The organism is Cystobacter fuscus (assembly GCF_002305875.1).
In the GTDB taxonomy this organism is placed as follows: domain Bacteria; phylum Myxococcota; class Myxococcia; order Myxococcales; family Myxococcaceae; genus Cystobacter; species Cystobacter fuscus_A.
Map to the genome: position 1 here is coordinate 768,149 of NZ_CP022098.1, position 16,994 is coordinate 785,142.

Consider the following 16,994-nt stretch of genomic DNA (forward strand, 5'->3'; position numbering starts at 1 on the left):
GTCTTGAGAGCGGGTTGTCACGCATCACCGCCTCCAGGACCGGAGCCTCTCTTGAGCCCATCGACGCCGCCCTTCCACGACCTCGAGTTTCCCAATGACGTGCCCCTCTGGCCCTCGAATGACACGGCTACCCGCCGCGTGTTCTTGATGCCAGCTCCCGATCCTTCCCTGTTCGTGGCCTTCGGCGTTCTCGGGGCCTCCGCGGAGGTGAGCTTCGTTGCCCGGGGCTCGCTTCTGGAGAACCTGGGGTTCTTCATCGAGCGGATGCTGCGTGAGAGCGCACGGGTGGGACTGTACGCCCTGCCACCGGTCCCAAGGGAGCTGATCGAGAAGTACGGTGCTCCGCCGCCCTTCGAGGGCCACGAGTTCGAGGCTCCCCCGAAGCCGCCCGTGGCTGGATTGGCATCGGACCGGGTCCAGGCCTATCCGGCGCGGGGAAGCGCCCCCTTGTGGGCCCAGGGAGGATCCGCCGCGCGACGCGCCATCCTCGTCCCCGTGCGCGACCCGTCCGGATTCCTGGTGCTTGGACTCCACGGGTCCCCACCCACGGTGCTCTTCGCGCTCAAGGGAAGCGTGACGGAGGACCTGCCGCGACTCCTCGCGCGCCTGCGACGGGAGGACTGTCACGTGGAGTTGTTCGCCGTCCCCCCACTGCCCGAAAGCGTCGTGGGCGAGTACCTCTTTCTTCCTCCCGCTCCTTGACGTCATGCCCATCGAATTGTTGCTGGCCCGACTCGAGGATGGGCAGCCCGTGTTGCCCGGAGGAATCGAGGACGAGGCCCTGGCGGAACTACCGATCGCGCCGCTGGAGCCTCCCTCGCGGCTATGGGACTCGAGCGGCGGGCTCGATGACCTCGCGCGCCAGCGTTGGGGGCTGGTGATTCCACAAGGGCCGGAGGGCGAGCGGTTGCTTTCGCTCGTGGCTCCGCTGCGCGCGGCACGGGAGGCCCAGCAAGGCGCTCCCGCACGGGTCTATGTGGTCCCCACCGGGCTGGACGCCGGGGGCGCCTCGCGTTGGAAGAAGCAGGTCTTCCGGCATGATGACGTGCCCGAGGAAGAGCGTCCCCGCTACCTGCTGGTGCTCGGAGACCTGGACCTCGTGTCGCTCGAGCTACAGCAGGCCCTGTCCACGGATGCCTTCGTCGGCCGACTGGCATTCGCCTCGGACGTGGGCTACGCGAACTATGTCTCCAAAGTCCTGCGTTGGGAGGGAGCGGCCGCCTGCGAAACCCGCACGCGCCTGCTCTTCTACACCGCGAGGGATGACTCCTCCGCGACCAGGCTGGGGCATCGGGAACTGGTGGAGCCCTGCCTGGACACATTCCGGCGGCGGCAGCAGGCGGGCGCATTGAAAGGGGTTGAAGCGCGGGAACTGCGCTACGAGCCGGAGGCGCCTGAACGACACCTCCTGGAGGCCGCCGCGGAACCCGGCCCGGCGGTCCTGTTGTCCGTGAGTCACGGGGCATGCTTGCCCGAAGGCGAGGCGCATGCGTCCGCACGGCGTAGCGGCCAGGGGGCACTGATCCTCTCGCGCCGACGGCGACTGGAGGGCGCGGACCTCGCCACCGGCCCCTTCCTGGCCGGGGGGATGTGGTTCTGCTTCGCGTGCTTCAGCGCGGGGACGCCGGCGCGCGGTCTCTACACTCCCTTCCTGCGCCGGCTGGCGACCCGGGGCTCGGATTATCAGCGAGTCCTGTCGTGGCTGGCGACCCGGGGCGAGGAGCGGCCCTTCATCGCCGCGCTACCCCAGGCGGCGCTGGCCAACCCCGAGGGTCCGCTCGCGGTGATGGGACACGTGGACCTCGCCTGGTCCTGCGGTTTCATCGATCGGGGCCAGCGCACGTCCTCGCGCTTCTGGAGTGTGCTGAGGGCGCTCGCGCTCGGCCATCGCGCCGGGAACGCCATGCGCGCGCTCCTGGACTTCTTCAACGACGCCAACATGGAGCTGACGGCCCGGCACGCCCAGGACGCGCTGAGGGGCAGCGAGCGCCCGTCCATGGACGCCGCAGCTCATGCCTACCTGTGGCTGCAACGGCAAGACCTCATGGCCTACGTGCTGCTGGGAGATCCCGCGGCGCGGCTGCCCCATCCCCCATCCACCGAGGAGGCCTGACATGGCCAACATCCAGAAGTATTTCGAGCAGTTCGACGAGGACATCCGGCTCAAACGGTTCGACGAGAACCAGATGCTGCGTGAGAAGCGAGATGCCATCCACCGTCGGCTGCGCGAGAAGTTCGAGGCGATGCGGCGAGCTGGAGCCGACATCCCCTCGTTCGAAACGTTCAATCAGGGCAGCTACCAGATGGGCACGGGCATCCAGCCCGCGGAGGGGGGAGAGTACGACATCGACGTGGGACTGCGCTTCAACTGTGATCAGACGAAATACTCGAATCCGGTCGCGTTGAAGCAAGTGGTGGCGGATGCCCTGGAAGGGCATACCTCCATTCCCACGAGGATGCGGCGCTCTTGCGTCACGGTGTATTACAAGCAGAACGGTGAGCAGGCCTATCACGTCGATCTCGCCGTCTACGTCTACGCGCACGCGAACTCCTCGCGCCTCGTCATCGCCAAGGGCGAGCACGGCTCGGGCCTGGGCGATCGCAAATGGGAGGAGTCCAGTCCCCAGGAACTCTGCGACTGGGTGGAGAACCGGTTCTCCAACAAGGAAGAAGAAGCCCAGTTCCTGAGGGTGATCCGTGCCTTGAAGCGGTGGAAGACGGAGAAGTTCAAGACGGACGGGCAGAACGCGCCGTCGGGAATCGGCCTCACGGTGGCCGCGGGTCAGTGGTTCGTGCCGAGCATCAAACGCCCCTTTTCGGGCCCGATCGCCTTCGATGACCGCACGGCCATGCGGGCTTTCGTCGACCGGATGGTTCGGGAGTTCCATCTGGCGGGGCACAAGACGGACGGCTCTTCACTCTACAGGCTCGAGGTGCGGGTGCCCGTGGTTCCCCACGGTGACATCTTCGAGCGGATGACCTCGGGACAGATGTCGACTTTCCGCGACAGATTGATTCAACTCAGGGACCAGCTCGATGCGGTGGAACACGAGCTGGACCCCGTCGATGCGTGCACGCGGATGCTCAAGGAGTTTGGCGAGGCATTTCCCGTGCCCGACAAGAGCAAGACGGGAGCCGTGCGCGGCATCGCCACGACCACGAGTGGCACGTCCGCTTGAGCCTCCCTCCGTCTCCCTCGGGTATTCCGCTCTCCGCCTCGATGCGGAGGGCGCTGTTGGAGCACCTGAGCCGATGCCAGGAACTCATCGAGGGGGGAGAGATGGAATCCCTCCTCTTGACGGATGGAGGGCGCCGGGAGTTCCTCCGGGGCCTCATCCGCATGGATGGGTATGAGATTGGGGTTCGAGTCGAGCTGCCGCCGACCTTTCCATTGTGCCTGGCCAAGGTCTTCATCGACAGCATCTCGCCTCGGGTGGAGCGCCGTCCCCACATCCTGACGGATGGCAGGCTCTGCATTGAAGCGGAGTCCGACCTCCTTCTGGATGTACACGATCCCTGGGGAATCCTCCGCGAGACACTCGTGCGGGCGCATCGCCTTCTCCATCAGATTCTCACCGGAGACCGCGCGGCGGAGTTCGCACGAGAACTCATCTCCTACTGGAAGGGCTCGCCCCGCGGACTTCCAGTGCCATGTTTCGTGGCTCCAGATGATCGGCCGCGCCTGACGAAGGCTCTTTATTTCGAAGAGCTCCTGCTCGCCGTGGCGGACGATCCCCGGGAACCGGCCCGCTTCTCGCCAGACTTCTCACGATTACCACCGTGCACGCTGCGGAACGCGATCTACATCCCCATCGACCCGCTCGCCGGGGATCCCGCCTTCCATCCGGACAAGCTCGCGACCCTGAGTGAACTCCGAAAGTACGTACGTGCCCTGCCGTCGAGGGATGGGCGTGTGCTGGACAAGCTCCTGGGTCGTAGCGGCAAACACTCCCCGCTGGTCATCCTGGGGGTGCGGCGTCCGGAAGGCGAGCGGGCGCTCGTTGGCATCCAGTTCCATGACACACGAGGTGGACATCCATTGGCCCATGAAGGAAACGGCGGGAGTGTCGAGAAGATTGAGTTGCAGCGCAGGGATGCGCCCTTCCTGGCGTCCAGGGGTGGGGCGGATCCCCACCTGCGCGGGCGCAAGGTCCTGCTCGCCGGGTGTGGCGCGGTGGGCGGATACCTGGCGATGGCACTGGCTCGAGCCGGTGTGGGCTCGCTGACCCTGGTGGACGGGGACGTTTTCGAGCTGGCGAATACGTACCGCCACGTCTGTGGAATCGCTCGGAATGGCATGCCCAAGGTGTTTGGACTCAGACAGGAGATCGAGCGGCTCGTTCCCTACATCACCGTGAGCCCCTACCAGCAGCGGCTCGAAGCGTTCCTCCATGAGCGACCACAGACGTTGGACTCACATGACCTGGTGATCGCCGCTCTGGGCAATCCCACCATCGAACTCGAGCTGAACCGGAGGATCTGGTCATCCCACCGGAACGCTCCCGCCCTGTTCTGCTGGTTGGAACCCCTGGGGTTGGGAGGGCACGCCCTGCTGACCCATGGCCGAGCTTCACAGAGCCCGGCGAGAGGGTGTCTGGAGTGCCTGTACGACCACCCCGTCCGGGGCGCGGCCCTGGAGAACCTGGCGGCATTCGCGAAGCCGGGCGAGGCATACACCCGAGACTCGTTCGGTTGTGGAGGCCGGTATTTGCCCTTTGGGGATCTCGACGCGCAGAACACCGCGCAGCTCACCGCCCGTCTCGCCCTGAGGGTGCTTCGGGGAGAGGTGGAGGGTGCTCCCCTGCAGTCATGGAAGGGAGATGCACGTGCCTTTCTCCAGGCGGGGTACGAAGTCACCTCCCGTTACGAGTCCCAGACCGGAGCCTTCGCGGAAACACTCGCGTACATCCGCCCGGATTGCGCCGTATGTCAGACGTGAATCCATCCGAGGGGCTCGTGTTCCGACGGCAAGGAGGTGCCGGTGTGAAGCTCAGCGTGGATGTCTTCCAGCGCCTGCACTCCTTCCGGCAGGTGGGGGCCCGGCAGCCGGAAGCCGGGGGCATCCTGCTCGGCCGCTACATCGTGGACAGCGAGGCCGTGGTGGTGGATGAGGTGTCGAGCCCGATGCCAGGAGATCGGCGCACGCGCTTCTCCTTCTTCCGACACCAGCGGGCGCACCAGTGGCTCATCGAACAGCGGTGGAAGGAATCGGAGGGCACCTGCCACTACCTCGGCGAGTGGCATACCCACCCGGAGGCCACGCCAACACCGTCCCTCGTGGACCTTTCCGAGTGGCGAAGACGTCTGGCCGAGGATCGCTTCGAGGCGGAGTTCCTCCTGTTCGTCATCGTGGGGACCCAGCAGGTGCGCATGTGGGAGGGCCGCCGCCGTTCGGGCGTCATCCTCCCGTTGGAAGAGATGAGGTAACAATCCACCCTGAGGGCGTCCTGGTATGGCGCGAATGCCAAGAACCTCCAAAGTCGAAGAACTCTCCCTCGAATTCCTCCGGAAGAACAAGACGCATGACCCCTACAACTTCTCCTATGAGCGAGAGGAGTATATCGTCATGCGCAGTTACGGCGCTCCCAAACCCGCTTTCTTCCCATGGGATGACACTCAACTCCAAAAGGATCTCGCGGGCTTGAGTGCACTTCGCCCCAATGACCTCGCCGTGGCTCGGATTGGAAGACGCCTTCGTGAGTTCCTGGACACAGCGGATTGGGCTGCGGACGAGGAAGCGCTGGAAAAAGCACTCAGGGAGAAGCGGCCCGTTCATCTGACCATCCGCTCGCATGCCGCCGAATTGTATTATCTACCATGGGAACTCCTGCCTCTGCGCGTCAGTGGAACGCTGCTCGGAGAGCTGCCCGATTTCCTCCTCCGTTATCAATGGCCTGGAACCCAATCCCAGGATGCGGGCCAGGACACCATCCGCATCCTCCTGGCATGCTCCGCCGCGGGTGAGCGCGTACCGTTCGCTGAACATCGCGAAGCGATCGAGGATGCTCGGTCGTCGAGGGCGGGCATCATCTCCGCCAGGACGGAACTCTCATTCCTGTCCAACGCCAACCGTCAGTCCCTGGCGCTGGCATTGCGCGACCCGGATCGTCCCATCGACGTGCTGCACCTGTTGTGCCATGGCAAGCAACTGGAGGGAAACACCTGCGGCCTCGTGCTCAACTCCGAGGACCGGGAGGAGGGGCCGGACTACCTGACTCCATCGGATATCCGGCGGTTGGTTTCGACGATCGAGAAGCCGCCCCGGCTGATCGTCCTGTGCGTATGTCAGAGCAGTCATACGGGAACTCCGGCCCACCTGCTGGGAAGTATCGCGGAGGCGTTTCACCGACAGGGCATCCCCGCCGTCATCGCATCGAGGCTGCCGCTGTCGGGAACGGGTTCCATCCTCTTCACGAAGGCGTTCTACGAGGAATTACTGGGGGGCAGCGGTCATCTGCGCACCGCGTTGGTCGCGGCGCGCCAACAACTGTTCCTGCAAAAATCGCTGGATTGGGCCTCGCTCCAACTCTACGCCCGGGAAGGAGATGACGCGGCACTGGATCCCTTCCGCCGCTCAACGCCAGCCCCTCGGGTGCTTCCCACCCGCAGCGGGGAGCTCGTCCTTCTCTGTCATGAGGCTTATGACAGGGCATATGTCGCGCCCGGGGCCGACGATGTCCCCGCCCTCTTCTCCAACCGCGAGGCCCGAAAGGTCGTCATCGACCAGACGCTCGCGCTCAAGGGCAGGAACTGGGAGCGCTTGGGAGACGAGGTGAAATGGCTGCTATCGCCCGAAGGTGAACTCCTCCAACTCCTCACGAAGCGCGATACCGAACTCGTCTACTACGGCTTTCCCTACATCCCCCTGGCGGTCCTCGTGGGATTCCTGGCCAACACCCGCCCCGTGCATGTGGTCGAGTACGATCGCGAGGTCGAGCGCTTCACCTGGATGCGCGACGCGACGGGGAGTTTTCCTCCCTTGAGGAAGAAGCGGAGTGAGTATGCGACGGGGAGCGTTGCCAGGCTCCGGCTTTCGATCTCCGCGACCGTGAACGTCAACGACTGCGAGGAAGTCCTGCCTTCTCGAGACGTGGGGCTGGATCTTCACTTCACCGTCAAGACGCCACAGAGGGGAATCGTCAGGAGGGAGGCTCAGGTCCAGGCGTACATTCAACAAATCAGAGCGGCGCTCGATCGGTACGTGGCGGGAAACAGCCGCATTCAGGCTCTTCATGTCTTCGCATCCGTCCCCGTCAGCATCGCGTTCCGGCTGGGCCAGGCATTGGCCGCGACGGGTCTGCCCGCCTGCTGCGTGTATAATTACGGAGCCCAGGAGCTTCCTCGGTACAAGTGGCGGCTCTGGCTTCGCGCGGATCCCACGGGTTCACCGCTCGTTGATGTCTTCTGAGCTCCACTCGAGGTCATGAACGGTCGACGGGTGTGTCAGGGGCTCCGACACGCACCCGGGCCCAGTTGACGGGTAGGGATACGGGGGATAAAGCTCCTGGATTCCAGGATCTGGAGGACTCATGAAAGCATGGATGACCGAGGTGGGGATGTTCTTGATGTTGGTGGCACTCGGCGTGGCCGGTCGCCTGCTCCCCCATGAGCCCAACTTCACGCCCATCGCCGCGACCGCCCTGTTCTCTGGCTACTTCATGCGGCACATGTCGTTCGCCGCCTGCGTGCCCCTGGCGAGCATGCTCATCAGCGACGCGGTGCTGGGTGTCTACGATTACAAGGTCATGGGCGTGGTCTACCTGTGCCTCATGGCCCCCGTGCTGCTGAGCGCCGTGCTCAAGCGCCGCCTGGCGGTGACCACCGTGGGCGCCGGCGCCGTGGGCTCCTCGGCGCTCTTCTTCGTGGGCACCAACTTCGCCGTCTGGCTGTCCTCCGGCATGTACGAGTACTCCCTCTCGGGGCTCGTGAGCTGCTACGTCGCCGCCCTGCCGTTCCTGCGCAACTCGCTCCTGGGCGATCTCTTCTGGTCCGGGATGCTCTTCGGCGCCTGGGCGCTCGTCGGCGCCGCCCGGCGCTCGGCCGTCGCTCGCGCTACCGCCTGAGCCCTTGCTGCTCTGAGCCCTTGTTTCCGGGCTCTCATCCGGCCCAGATGGCCTCGACCCGGGCGCGCACCTTGCGGCGCCCTTCCATGAAACCCGGCAGCGCCCGCAGGGGCTCGAGTGCCGGGCAGTGTTCGATCCACTCCAGGTCGATGAGCACCGTGTCCGCGGCCCGCTGGAAGTAGCCCAGGGCCTTGTCCGGCTCGCCGCACAGGCACAGCACCTCCGCCGTGAGCTGGCACAGCAGGGAGACGAACCGCGGGCTGTTGTCTTGAAGCAGCCGTTGGTCCACCTGGGCCGCGACCTCGGAGACGGGCAACTCGCCCAGCATCGCGGCGGTATAGAGGCTCACCAGGTGTGAGATGGGATGTCCTCCACCCGTGACGGAATCCCGGTGACGCCGCAGCTCCTCCAGGTCCCGGTTCCACGCGGCGACGCGCAGCCGCAAGGCCGCCGTCGCGGAATGGTGGGGAGGCGAGGCCGCCAGCCGTTCCACCGCCCAGTGGTAGTCCTCCATCCGTCCGCGCAGCGCGCTGCAGCGGGCGAACTCGTAGAGCGACATCGTCAGGGAGGGGGACAGCTCGTGGGCGAGCCGCAAGCGCACGAGCCCCTCGTCCGCCTGGCCCGACTCGCACTGCATGTTGCCCAGGTACAGCATCGACGGCGCATGGTAGGGCGCGATGTCCAGCGCCTTGCGCACGCCGCGCACCGTCTGGCGCCAGTCATTCTCCTGCGCCGCGAGCATCGCCCGCGCCAGGTGGGTCTCCACCATGTCGGGCGCCAGGTGCAGTGCCCGCTCGATGCTGTCGCGAGCGGTCTGACCCAGGTTGTCGCTGGCGTTTCTCGTCCCCATGAACCACGTGCGCGCGCTGGCGACGGCGTGCAGCGCCAGGGCGGGCGGGAAGTCCGGTGCCAGCTCCAGGCACGCGTTGATCATCGCCAGGGGTCCCTCGTTCAGGGACCAGAACGAGCTGTAGAGCTGCTGGTTCGCCTGGCGGTAGAGCGCCAGCACCTCGGGGGACAGGCTCGTGCTCCAGGTGGAGAGCACCCCCTCCACCCGGAGATGCTCGGAGATGCGGGGCGCCAGCTTGTCCTGGAGCTCGAACACATCCGTGGAGGGGAACTCGAACCGGTCGTTCCACAGCTGCGTCCCCGAGCGCGCCTCGAGCAGCCGGATGGCGACACGCACCGCCTTGCCCGCGCTCTGCATCGTCCCATCCACCACCAGCTCCACCTTCAGCTCGCTTGCCACGGTGCGCGGGTCGCGCGTGTCGCGAAAGCGCGCCGTCACCCCGCTGCCGAGCACCCGGAAGCCCCGCGCGCGCGCGAGCTGATCGATGAGGGAGTCGGTCAGTGCTTCCGCGAGGAACTCGGACTCGCGAGGGCCCTGGTAGCGCAGGGGCAGGATGGCCACGCCTCGCGTCACCGGGGTGTGGGCGGAGCGGGGCGTGGCACGAGGCGTGGGCGGGCCGGACACGGAGGGCCACTGCTGCACGGTGGGCTCGGGGCAGGTGTACTGCGGCTCGGCGAGCTGTCCCTCGCTGGCGAGCCAATCGTGCAGCCTCCGCGCGATCTCGCTCGCGCTCGCGGGACGCTCCTCGGGGGCTCGCGCCAGGCAGTGGTTCACCAGCTCGGCGAGCGGCGCGGGGATGCCCGGGTGCTGGCGCAGATCGGGCGCTGGCTGGCGCAGGCGGGCCATGGCGACCGCCCAGGGCTCGTCCGAGCCGAAGGGCATCTGGCCCGTGAGCATCTCGTAGAGCAGCAGGCCCACGGCGTAGAGGTCCGCGCGGGCATCCACCGGCTCTCCCGCCACCTGCTCCGGCGCCATGTACAGCGGCGTGCCGATGGCGCCCTGGGTGCTCGAGGCGGCCTCCCGGGCCAGTGCGCGGGCGATGCCGAAGTCGGTGAGCACGACGCGTCCCTCGGACTCCAGCAGGACGTTGGCGGGCTTGAGGTCGCGGTGCACCACGCCGGCGGCATGGGCCGCGGCGAGCCCCTCGCAGACGGCGAGGGCGATGCGCGCGCCGTGGGGTGCACTCAGCGTGCGCTCACGGGCGAGCCGCGAGCGGAGGTCCTCGCCCTGGACGTACTCCATGGTGAGGAAGGCCTGGCCCTCGTGGGTGCCCAGGTCGTGCATCCGCGCCACGTGGGGGTGGGTGATGCGGCGGGCGAGCCGGACCTCGCGGCGGAAGCGCTCCAGCGCCTCCGGGCCCGCGTGCTCGCCGAGTTGCAGCATCTTGAGCGCCACGAGGTCGCCCACCAGGCTGTCTCGTGCCTGGTACACCGTGCCCATGCCTCCCCGGCCCAGCGTCCGCAGGAGTGTGTAGCGTCCGGCGAACAACGTGCCTCCCCCGTCTTCCGGGGATGGGGGACGGATGACGGTGCGGTCGCCTTCGTCAGGGAGGGAGCGGGAGGACGGAGGTGTCTCGGCCAAGGGGCGTGGAGCTTAACGTGTCCCCCCTCTCCTTCGCCATGGAGCCTCAGGGCCCCGCCCAGATGAAGTCCAGCGTCGGCACGATGTTGTTGCCGCGCACCCGCTCTCGCTCCGAGTATCCGTCCGGGCCCGTCACCAGTCGGGTGGCGCCCTGGTCCGCGTTGGCCCACAACACACCCACGGTGAAACGGCTGTGCTTGAAGACGGCCACGTCGAGTCCCACGTGGGCGGTGACGATGAGCGGGGACAGCTCGGCGATGGGCCCCACGTCCGTCCCCGACACGGTGAGCCGGCCCTGGAGTCCGGTGGCGTAGAGGTTGAGCTCACCGCGCAGGCGCAGCCGCTCGGAGAGGGCGTGGTCGTACGCTCCGCCCACGCGGTAGGAGGAGCCTGTGAGCGGCGCGGCGAGCAGGATGTCCAGGGGGGCGAGGAAGGAGTGGAGCTGGGTGGCGCTGTTGGGTCCGAGCTTCACGCGCCAGGCGCCATCCGCCTTGAGCGTCCACACGCCGTGCCGGCCCACGTCGCCGGACAGCAGCAGCCCCGCGCGCGGAATCAGCATCCATCCGATGTCGTTCTCGCTCGTGGCCCATGCCGGGAAGAGGTAGCCCTTGGTGAGCCGCAGGCCGAAGGTGGGCAGCGACAGTCCGGCCTCGGCCGTGAGCCGCACCGACGAGGAGCGCACCAGGGCGAAGCGGGCGTCCAGGTTGGGGGCCACGAGGAAGACGAGGGGATGGGTCTGGAGTTCGACCCCGTCGAGGATCGCCAGGCGCAACGGGTTGAACACGCCCACGCTCCAGGAGCCTCGCGGGCCCACGTCCGCGGTGTCCCTCGCGGGGCGGGGATCGGCGGCGGCGAGCGTGCCGGCCAGGAGTACAGAGAGCAGCAGCGCCTTCATGGCAGCCTCCAGGTTCCGACGACGGGGGCGTGATCCGACAGCCGGAGCGCGTCGCTCTGGATGCCAAACGGGCCAGGCCCCTGGATGACGTCGGTATCCGTCCACTGCTCGCCCTTGCGGATGAAGAGGTAGTCCAGCGTGCGGTTCCAGTACCCGGGCACACCCTGGTCGTTCATGCTGTCCGGGCCGAGGACCGAGTGCGTGAAGTAGCGCCGCTGGTTCGCCTCGCCCACGCCGTAGCGGGAGAGGGGAATGGAGGGTTCGAAGTCGTCGTAGTACTGCTTCATGACGCTGGGCGTGTAGGGCGGCTGCTCGAAATCGGTGCCCTTGCTGCTCTCGCGCTCGTCGAGGAAGCCACTCAGCCGCAGCTTGCCCTCACAGGACTCGGGAGTGCCCGCGGCCGCGCGCTCGTCGCACACGGGCGGCAGCTCGTTGAAGTCGCCTCCGATGACCCAGGGCAGCGTCTCCGCCTTCAGGACGTCGTGGATCTGCTGGATCTGCTTCTGCTTGGTGCCGTCCTGGTCATACGCCTCGGTGTGCACCACGTAGGCGGCGATCCTCCGGCCCTGGCCCACGTCCACCTCCACCCGGCCGATGGCGCGCTTGATGTAGAAGGTCGACGTGAGCGGATCCTGATCCGTGCGATCCTCCTGGCGGATGCGCTCGGCCTTGAGGATGGGGTAGCGCGAGAGGATGGCGTTGCCCAGGTCCATGCGGCCCACGCCCTCGGACGGCACGTAGCGCGCCTTCCAGGTGGACATGTAGCCCGCGTAGCGCAGGTTCGTGTTCTCCAGCAGGAAGCGCACCTGATCGATGTAGGCGCTGCGCTTGGAGTCGACCTCGATCTCCTCCGTCATGAGGATGTCCGGGTCGTACTCGCGGATGAGCGCCGCGACCCGGGTGAGGCAGTCCGTCACCTCGGTGGAGGACATCTGGACACGGTCGCCCCAGAAGTCGAACCAGAAGTCGATGCGGCAGGCGCCGTACTTCACGTTCCACGCCATCACCTTGAGGGACGTGGGGTTGTCCACCGGCGCGGGGTGGTCCGCGTGGGCCTTGAAGCGGGGGACTTCTTCCCGGGTGAAGGACAGCGGGTCGGCCACCCATTCACAGCCGGCCAGCAGAGGCATCAGGAGGAGCAGCGGGCGGAGTCGTCTCATGCGCGGTGGATGCTACGTCGGTATGGAGCAGACGCCAGGGGGAACGCCGCTCCCCCCATGGAGGAATCCGGGACGGTTACTTCTTCTCGCTCTTCTCACGCAGCGCGGCGATGACCTCGCGCGCGGTGGCCACGGACGAGGCCGGGTTCTGGCCGGTGATGAGGTTGCCGTCACGCACCGCGAAGCTACCCCACATGGGGCCGGACTCGTGGCGGGCGCCCTGCTCGCGCAGCCGGGTCTCCAGGAGGAAGGGCATCACCGTGTCGAGCTTCCCCGCCTTCTCCTCCTCGTTGGTGAAGGCCGCCACGCGCTTGCCCGCCACGATGGGCTTGCCATCCGGGGCCTTCACGCCCACGAGCGCCGCGGGCCCGTGGCACACGGCCGAGACCACCGCGCCCCGGGCATACGCCGCCGTGAGCAGCGAGTGCAGCGGCGTGTGCGTCGCCAGGTCCCACATCACGCCGTGGCCGCCCACTACGAAGTAGGCGTCATAGGTGTCCTTCACCTTCTCCAGCACGAGCGTGTTCGCGAGCTTCTTCTTCGCTCCGGCGTCCGCGAGGAAGGCGCGGGTGGCCTCGTTGGGCTCCTTCTCGCTCTTGGGGTCCGCCAGGGGCTTGCCGCCCAGGGGCGAGGCGATGTCCACCTGCGCGCCCGCCTGGGTGAACTCGGCGTAGGGCGCCGCCAGCTCCTCGAGCCAGAAGCCGGTGGGCTCCTTGGTGTTCCCGAGCTGCGTGTGGCTGGTGACGATCAGCAGGATCTTCACGGCGGTCAGGGCCTTCATGGTGCGTGCTCCTTCATCGGGCCCACCGGGTTCGGGGGCCAACGGAACGAACAAGTACCGCCGCGCTGGGCTGAAGAAAATCGAGGGGCTCTTCGCATAATGTGAAGCCATGCTTGGCAATCACGAGGCGCTGTGGACGCTCTGGGAGGTGAGCCGCGCGGGGACCCATGCCGCGGCGGCCGCGCGCCTGGGCATCACCCCTTCCGCCGTGGGACAGCAGCTCAAGGCGCTGGAGGCACGCGTGGGCGTGGCGCTGTTCGAGCGGGTGGGGCGGCGGGCCCGGCTCACGGCCGCGGGGGCGGCGCTCGTCGCGCGGCTCGGGGAGCACCTGCCCGCGCTGGACGCGGCGCTCGAGGAGGCCTCCGAGGCCCAACGCGCCGTGCGGGGCGAGGTGTCCCTGGGCGGGCCCTGGCCCTTCTTCCGGTTCTGGTTGCGTCCGCGTCTGCCGGCGTTGTTGGAGCGCCATCCGGACCTGCGCTTGAGCGTGCGCTTCGACGTGCCGAGCCTGCTCGAGCGCCGGCTGCTCGCGGGCGAGCTGGACGTGGCCCTCGTGGGGGTGCCGCCCGCGGCCCCGGGGCTGGAGGTGCGGTCGGTGGGTCAGGAGGAGTTCGTGGCCGTGGCCTCGCCCGCGCATGTGCGGCGGTGGGGCACGCCCCGCACGGCCCGGGAGTTCGCCGCCCAGCGCTTCATCGCGTTCGACGCGGACCTGGCGATGCTCGGCCCGTGGTGGCGGGCGGCCTTCGGTGCACGCGAGCCGCTGCCCACGCACGTGGTGTGCCGCATCGCCAACCTGGATGAGATGCTGGCGCTCGCCGAGGCGGGCAGTGGCATCGCGGTGCTGCCCGACTACCTGGTGGAGCCGGCGATCCGCGCGGGGCGCGTGGTGGTGCTCGCGCCGGAGTCCGGCCGGCGCTCGAGCCGGCGTCCCCGGGGGACGCTCTGGGTCGCGTGGCGCCGGGCCGCGGCGCCCACCGCGCGATTCCTCGCGGTGCGCGACTGGCTCCTGGAAGGGACTCCAGGAGCCTGACCCGCGTCAGCTCAGGGTGACCTCGAGCCGCGTCAGGGCGCGCATGATGGGGTGCGGCACGAACTCCGGCTCCTGGCTCAGGCGCATGTGGGGGAAGCGCCGCACCAGGGTGCCGACGACGAGATCCAGCTCCTGCCGGGCGAGGGCGGCGCCGAGGCAGAAGTGCTGCCCCGCGCTGAAGGCGATGGTCTGGCTGACGTCGCGGCGGATGTCGAAGCGCTCCGGCTCGGGGAACACCTCGGGGTCGTGGAGCGCGGCGGGGATGAAGGGCATCACCATCTGGCCCTTGCGCAGCTTCGTGCCCGCGAATTCCATCTCCTCCCGGGCGAACTTGGGCAGTCCGCCCTTGCCGAACAGGTCGTAGCGCAGGGTCTCCTCGATGGTGTTGCGGATGAGCGAGGGCTCATCGCGCAGCAGGGCGAACTGGTCCGGATGCCGCAGGAGGCTGTAGAGCGCCCAGTTGGCCGCGTGCACCGTGGTGTCCGAGCCGGCGACGATGAGCGCGTGGACGAGGGAGATCATCTCCTCCTCGGTCAGCTTCTGGCCCTCGTCGCTCGCGGTGATGAGGGTGCTGAGCAGATCGTTCTCGAGCAGGTTCGCGCGGCGCTCGGCGATGACCTCGCGCAGCATGCGGATCCACCGGGGCATCGGGGCAATGAGCGCGAAGAGCTCCTCGCTCTTGGTGAAGAGGACGGAGCTGCGGATGGACGCCAGGCCGAAGGCACGGAACTCGCCGCGCAGGTCCTCGGGAATCTTGAGCATGTCGCTGACGACGCGCATGGGCAGCGGCTCGGTGATGGTCGTGAGGTCGACGCGCTCGCCCTTCACCTGCTCGGCGATGATGTCGTCGACCGCCTTCTGGATTTCATCGCGCATCCGCTCGGCGGCGCGCGGCGTGAAGGCGGGGCTGACGAGCTTGCGCACCCGCAGGTGGTCGGCGTCGGCCAGGCCGAAGAGCCCGTTGTCCATGATGGACTTGTACTCGGCGTGCTCGGCGGGCCACTCCTCCTTCCGGGCGAACTCCCACATCCGGTAGTCGTTGCTGAAGCGGCGGTCGAGCACGAGGGCCCGCACGTCCTTGTGGCGGCTGAAGACGATGGCATCGCCGCGGGCCTTCCACCGGTAGGCGGGGGCCTTCTCCCGGAGCCACGCGTACGTGGGGTAGGGATTGTGGACGAAGGCCGGGTCTTCCATGTCGAGCACGAAGTCCGGCCCGTGGTCGGGCGTAGGCGTTTTCTGAAGCATGGGTCTCTCCCTCGCGTCTCAGTCGTCGAGCGGCTCGAAGTCGGCCTTGGTTGCGCCGCAGTCCGGGCAGTACCAGTCGTCCGGCAGACTCTCGAAGGCCGTGCCGGGCGCAATGCCGGTGTCCGGGTCGCCTACCGTGGGATCGTAGATGTGACCGCAGGGGATGCAGCGATACTTCTTCATGAGGACCTGCTCCTTCGAGGAGCGGCACCTGCCGGCGTCGAGTCGCCGGGGGGCCGCGAGGTGGGGGCGTGTAATCGCTCGGGCCGTGCTCGTGAGGACGGCGTGAAGGGACTACTACACCCCGCGCAGTGAGTCGATCAGCGCCCGCATGCGGTCGTGGTGGGAGCCCGCCCAGAAGACGCGCTGGCAGCCGGGGCAGTGCTGGAAGCTCGAGAACGTCGCGAGCACCCGCTCGGGCACACGTCCGCGCACCTCGTCGGGGGATGTGCCGACGAGCGGCGTGTTGCAGGCGAGGCAGCGGGTGAAGGGGCGCATGCGCGGGACGAGTCCGTAGCGCCGCGCCACCTCGGGCAGTTGCCGCGAGGGGTTCGTTTCGCGGGGGAAGTAGCCGTGCACCACCTCGGAGCGCTTGAGCACTCCCAGGTCTCGCGTGAGCAGGATGCGCTGCTCGTCGCGCGAGCGCCGGGCCAGCACGTCATCCGCGAAGTCGTTGCGCCACACGGTGTCGAAGCCGAGCATGCGCAGCAGGGAGGCGAGCCGGCCCAGGCCCACGTCGAGCAGGAAGCGGGGCTCGCTCAGGGCGGGAGGGCCCACGCGGAGGGAGGGCATCCCGTCCGGAGGGCAGCCGGGGGGATGGACGGCGATGCGCTGTCCGTGCTGGACCCGGTGGGAGAAGTCCACCGCCTCGCCATCCACGAGCACCACGTCCACCTCGGGGTGGGGCGGACCGAGCGACTCGATGAGATCCTTCACCGAGCACGGCGCGGGCAGGGGATGGGCGAACTCGACGCCCCGGCGCTCCGGGGCGAGGAAGTCGTTGAGGGGGCCGTGGAAGCGCAGCGTGAGGGGGTTCACGGCACGGGGGGCGGCTGCTTCTTCTGGCGCATCCGCTGGATGAGCCGATCGATGAGCGGGGTGACGGCGAAGGTGAGGGCGAAGCGGGGAATCTTGATGGCCTGGCAGGCGAGGTAGGCACCCGCGAAGGTGCCCGCGGCGCCCGCGGCGCTCTCCACCCTGAAGCCCGCGCGGATGAGCAGCATGAAGCCCACGAGGAAGAGGCTGAAGAGGCCCCAGTGCACCACGATGGCCAACATGCCATAGCGGGTGATGAACTCCTGGAGGCGTTCCATGAGCTTCGGCTTGGGCTTCACGGTGGCCGGGGGAGTGGTCGTCAGGTCTGGATTCGGAGTCACGGGAGGTTCAACAGTC

Annotated in this window: 16 protein-coding genes; 8 read left to right on the plus strand and 8 right to left on the minus strand. The window is 67.8% G+C overall.

Translation table 11 applies throughout. From position 1 onward, the window contains the following. Positions 1 to 51 precede the first annotated feature (51 nt). From CYFUS_RS03255 to CYFUS_RS03285, 7 genes are all read left to right on the plus strand, one after another. Positions 52 to 702 (plus strand): hypothetical protein, encoded by a 651-nt coding sequence (locus CYFUS_RS03255; RefSeq protein ID WP_095983893.1) that lies wholly within the window; start codon positions 52 to 54, stop codon positions 700 to 702. A 4-nt stretch (positions 703 to 706) separates the two neighbouring features. Continuing rightward, on the plus strand, positions 707 to 2,113 hold the full coding sequence (locus tag CYFUS_RS03260) for a hypothetical protein (RefSeq protein ID WP_095983894.1): 1,407 nt from the start codon (positions 707 to 709) through the stop codon (positions 2,111 to 2,113). Between the two features lies 1 nt (position 2,114). Beyond that, positions 2,115 to 3,179: a nucleotidyltransferase gene (locus CYFUS_RS03265; RefSeq protein ID WP_095983895.1), complete on the plus strand. Its 1,065-nt coding sequence runs from the start codon at positions 2,115 to 2,117 to the stop codon at positions 3,177 to 3,179. 101 nt (positions 3,180 to 3,280) lie between these two features. Next, a complete protein-coding gene (locus CYFUS_RS03270; protein WP_198316441.1) occupies positions 3,281 to 4,939 on the plus strand; it encodes a ThiF family adenylyltransferase in 1,659 nt (552 codons plus the stop codon). A gap of 44 nt (positions 4,940 to 4,983) precedes the next feature. Next, positions 4,984 to 5,427 carry a Mov34/MPN/PAD-1 family protein gene (locus CYFUS_RS03275; RefSeq protein WP_198316442.1) on the plus strand — a complete coding sequence of 148 codons (444 nt, stop codon included), beginning with the start codon at positions 4,984 to 4,986 and terminating at the stop codon, positions 5,425 to 5,427. A gap of 34 nt (positions 5,428 to 5,461) precedes the next feature. Further along, positions 5,462 to 7,408: an SAVED domain-containing protein gene (locus tag CYFUS_RS03280; protein ID WP_198316443.1), complete on the plus strand. Its 1,947-nt coding sequence runs from the start codon at positions 5,462 to 5,464 to the stop codon at positions 7,406 to 7,408. 121 nt (positions 7,409 to 7,529) lie between these two features. Then, a complete protein-coding gene (locus tag CYFUS_RS03285; RefSeq protein WP_157758214.1) occupies positions 7,530 to 8,063 on the plus strand; it encodes a DUF6580 family putative transport protein in 534 nt (177 codons plus the stop codon). A 34-nt stretch (positions 8,064 to 8,097) separates the two neighbouring features. On the opposite strand, the gene CYFUS_RS03290 is transcribed toward CYFUS_RS03285, so the two are convergent. The 4 genes from CYFUS_RS03290 to CYFUS_RS03305 form a co-directional block, all read right to left on the minus strand. Continuing rightward, positions 8,098 to 10,401: a protein kinase domain-containing protein gene (locus CYFUS_RS03290; RefSeq protein ID WP_232537335.1), complete on the minus strand. Its 2,304-nt coding sequence runs from the start codon at positions 10,399 to 10,401 to the stop codon at positions 8,098 to 8,100. Positions 10,402 to 10,540: 139 nt separating this feature from the next. After that, a complete protein-coding gene (locus tag CYFUS_RS03295; protein ID WP_095983901.1) occupies positions 10,541 to 11,389 on the minus strand; it encodes a hypothetical protein in 849 nt (282 codons plus the stop codon). Then, positions 11,386 to 12,549, minus strand: coding sequence for an endonuclease/exonuclease/phosphatase family protein (locus CYFUS_RS03300; RefSeq protein ID WP_095983902.1), 1,164 nt, complete (start codon positions 12,547 to 12,549; stop codon positions 11,386 to 11,388). Before CYFUS_RS03300 ends, CYFUS_RS03295 begins: the two co-directional genes overlap by 4 nt. Positions 12,550 to 12,625: 76 nt before the next feature. Then, entirely contained in the window at positions 12,626 to 13,330 is a 705-nt protein-coding gene (locus tag CYFUS_RS03305; RefSeq protein WP_095983903.1) for a type 1 glutamine amidotransferase domain-containing protein, read from the minus strand. A gap of 109 nt (positions 13,331 to 13,439) precedes the next feature. Between CYFUS_RS03305 and CYFUS_RS03310 the strand changes: the two genes are divergently transcribed. Then, complete coding sequence (locus tag CYFUS_RS03310; RefSeq protein ID WP_095983904.1) at positions 13,440 to 14,357, plus strand: LysR family transcriptional regulator; 918 nt, start codon at positions 13,440 to 13,442, stop codon at positions 14,355 to 14,357. Positions 14,358 to 14,363: 6 nt separating this feature from the next. Here CYFUS_RS03310 and CYFUS_RS03315 read toward each other — a convergent pair whose 3' ends face one another. From CYFUS_RS03315 to CYFUS_RS03330, 4 genes are all read right to left on the minus strand, one after another. Then, complete coding sequence (locus tag CYFUS_RS03315) at positions 14,364 to 15,602, minus strand: cytochrome P450 (RefSeq protein WP_095983905.1); 1,239 nt, start codon at positions 15,600 to 15,602, stop codon at positions 14,364 to 14,366. A gap of 18 nt (positions 15,603 to 15,620) precedes the next feature. Then, on the minus strand, positions 15,621 to 15,785 hold the full coding sequence (rd, locus tag CYFUS_RS03320) for a rubredoxin (RefSeq protein WP_095983906.1): 165 nt from the start codon (positions 15,783 to 15,785) through the stop codon (positions 15,621 to 15,623). 114 nt (positions 15,786 to 15,899) lie between these two features. After that, a complete protein-coding gene (locus CYFUS_RS03325; protein ID WP_095983907.1) occupies positions 15,900 to 16,640 on the minus strand; it encodes a Mut7-C RNAse domain-containing protein in 741 nt (246 codons plus the stop codon). Then, on the minus strand, positions 16,637 to 16,978 hold the full coding sequence (locus tag CYFUS_RS03330; RefSeq protein WP_232537336.1) for a hypothetical protein: 342 nt from the start codon (positions 16,976 to 16,978) through the stop codon (positions 16,637 to 16,639). Before CYFUS_RS03330 ends, CYFUS_RS03325 begins: the two co-directional genes overlap by 4 nt. Positions 16,979 to 16,994 lie beyond the last annotated feature (16 nt).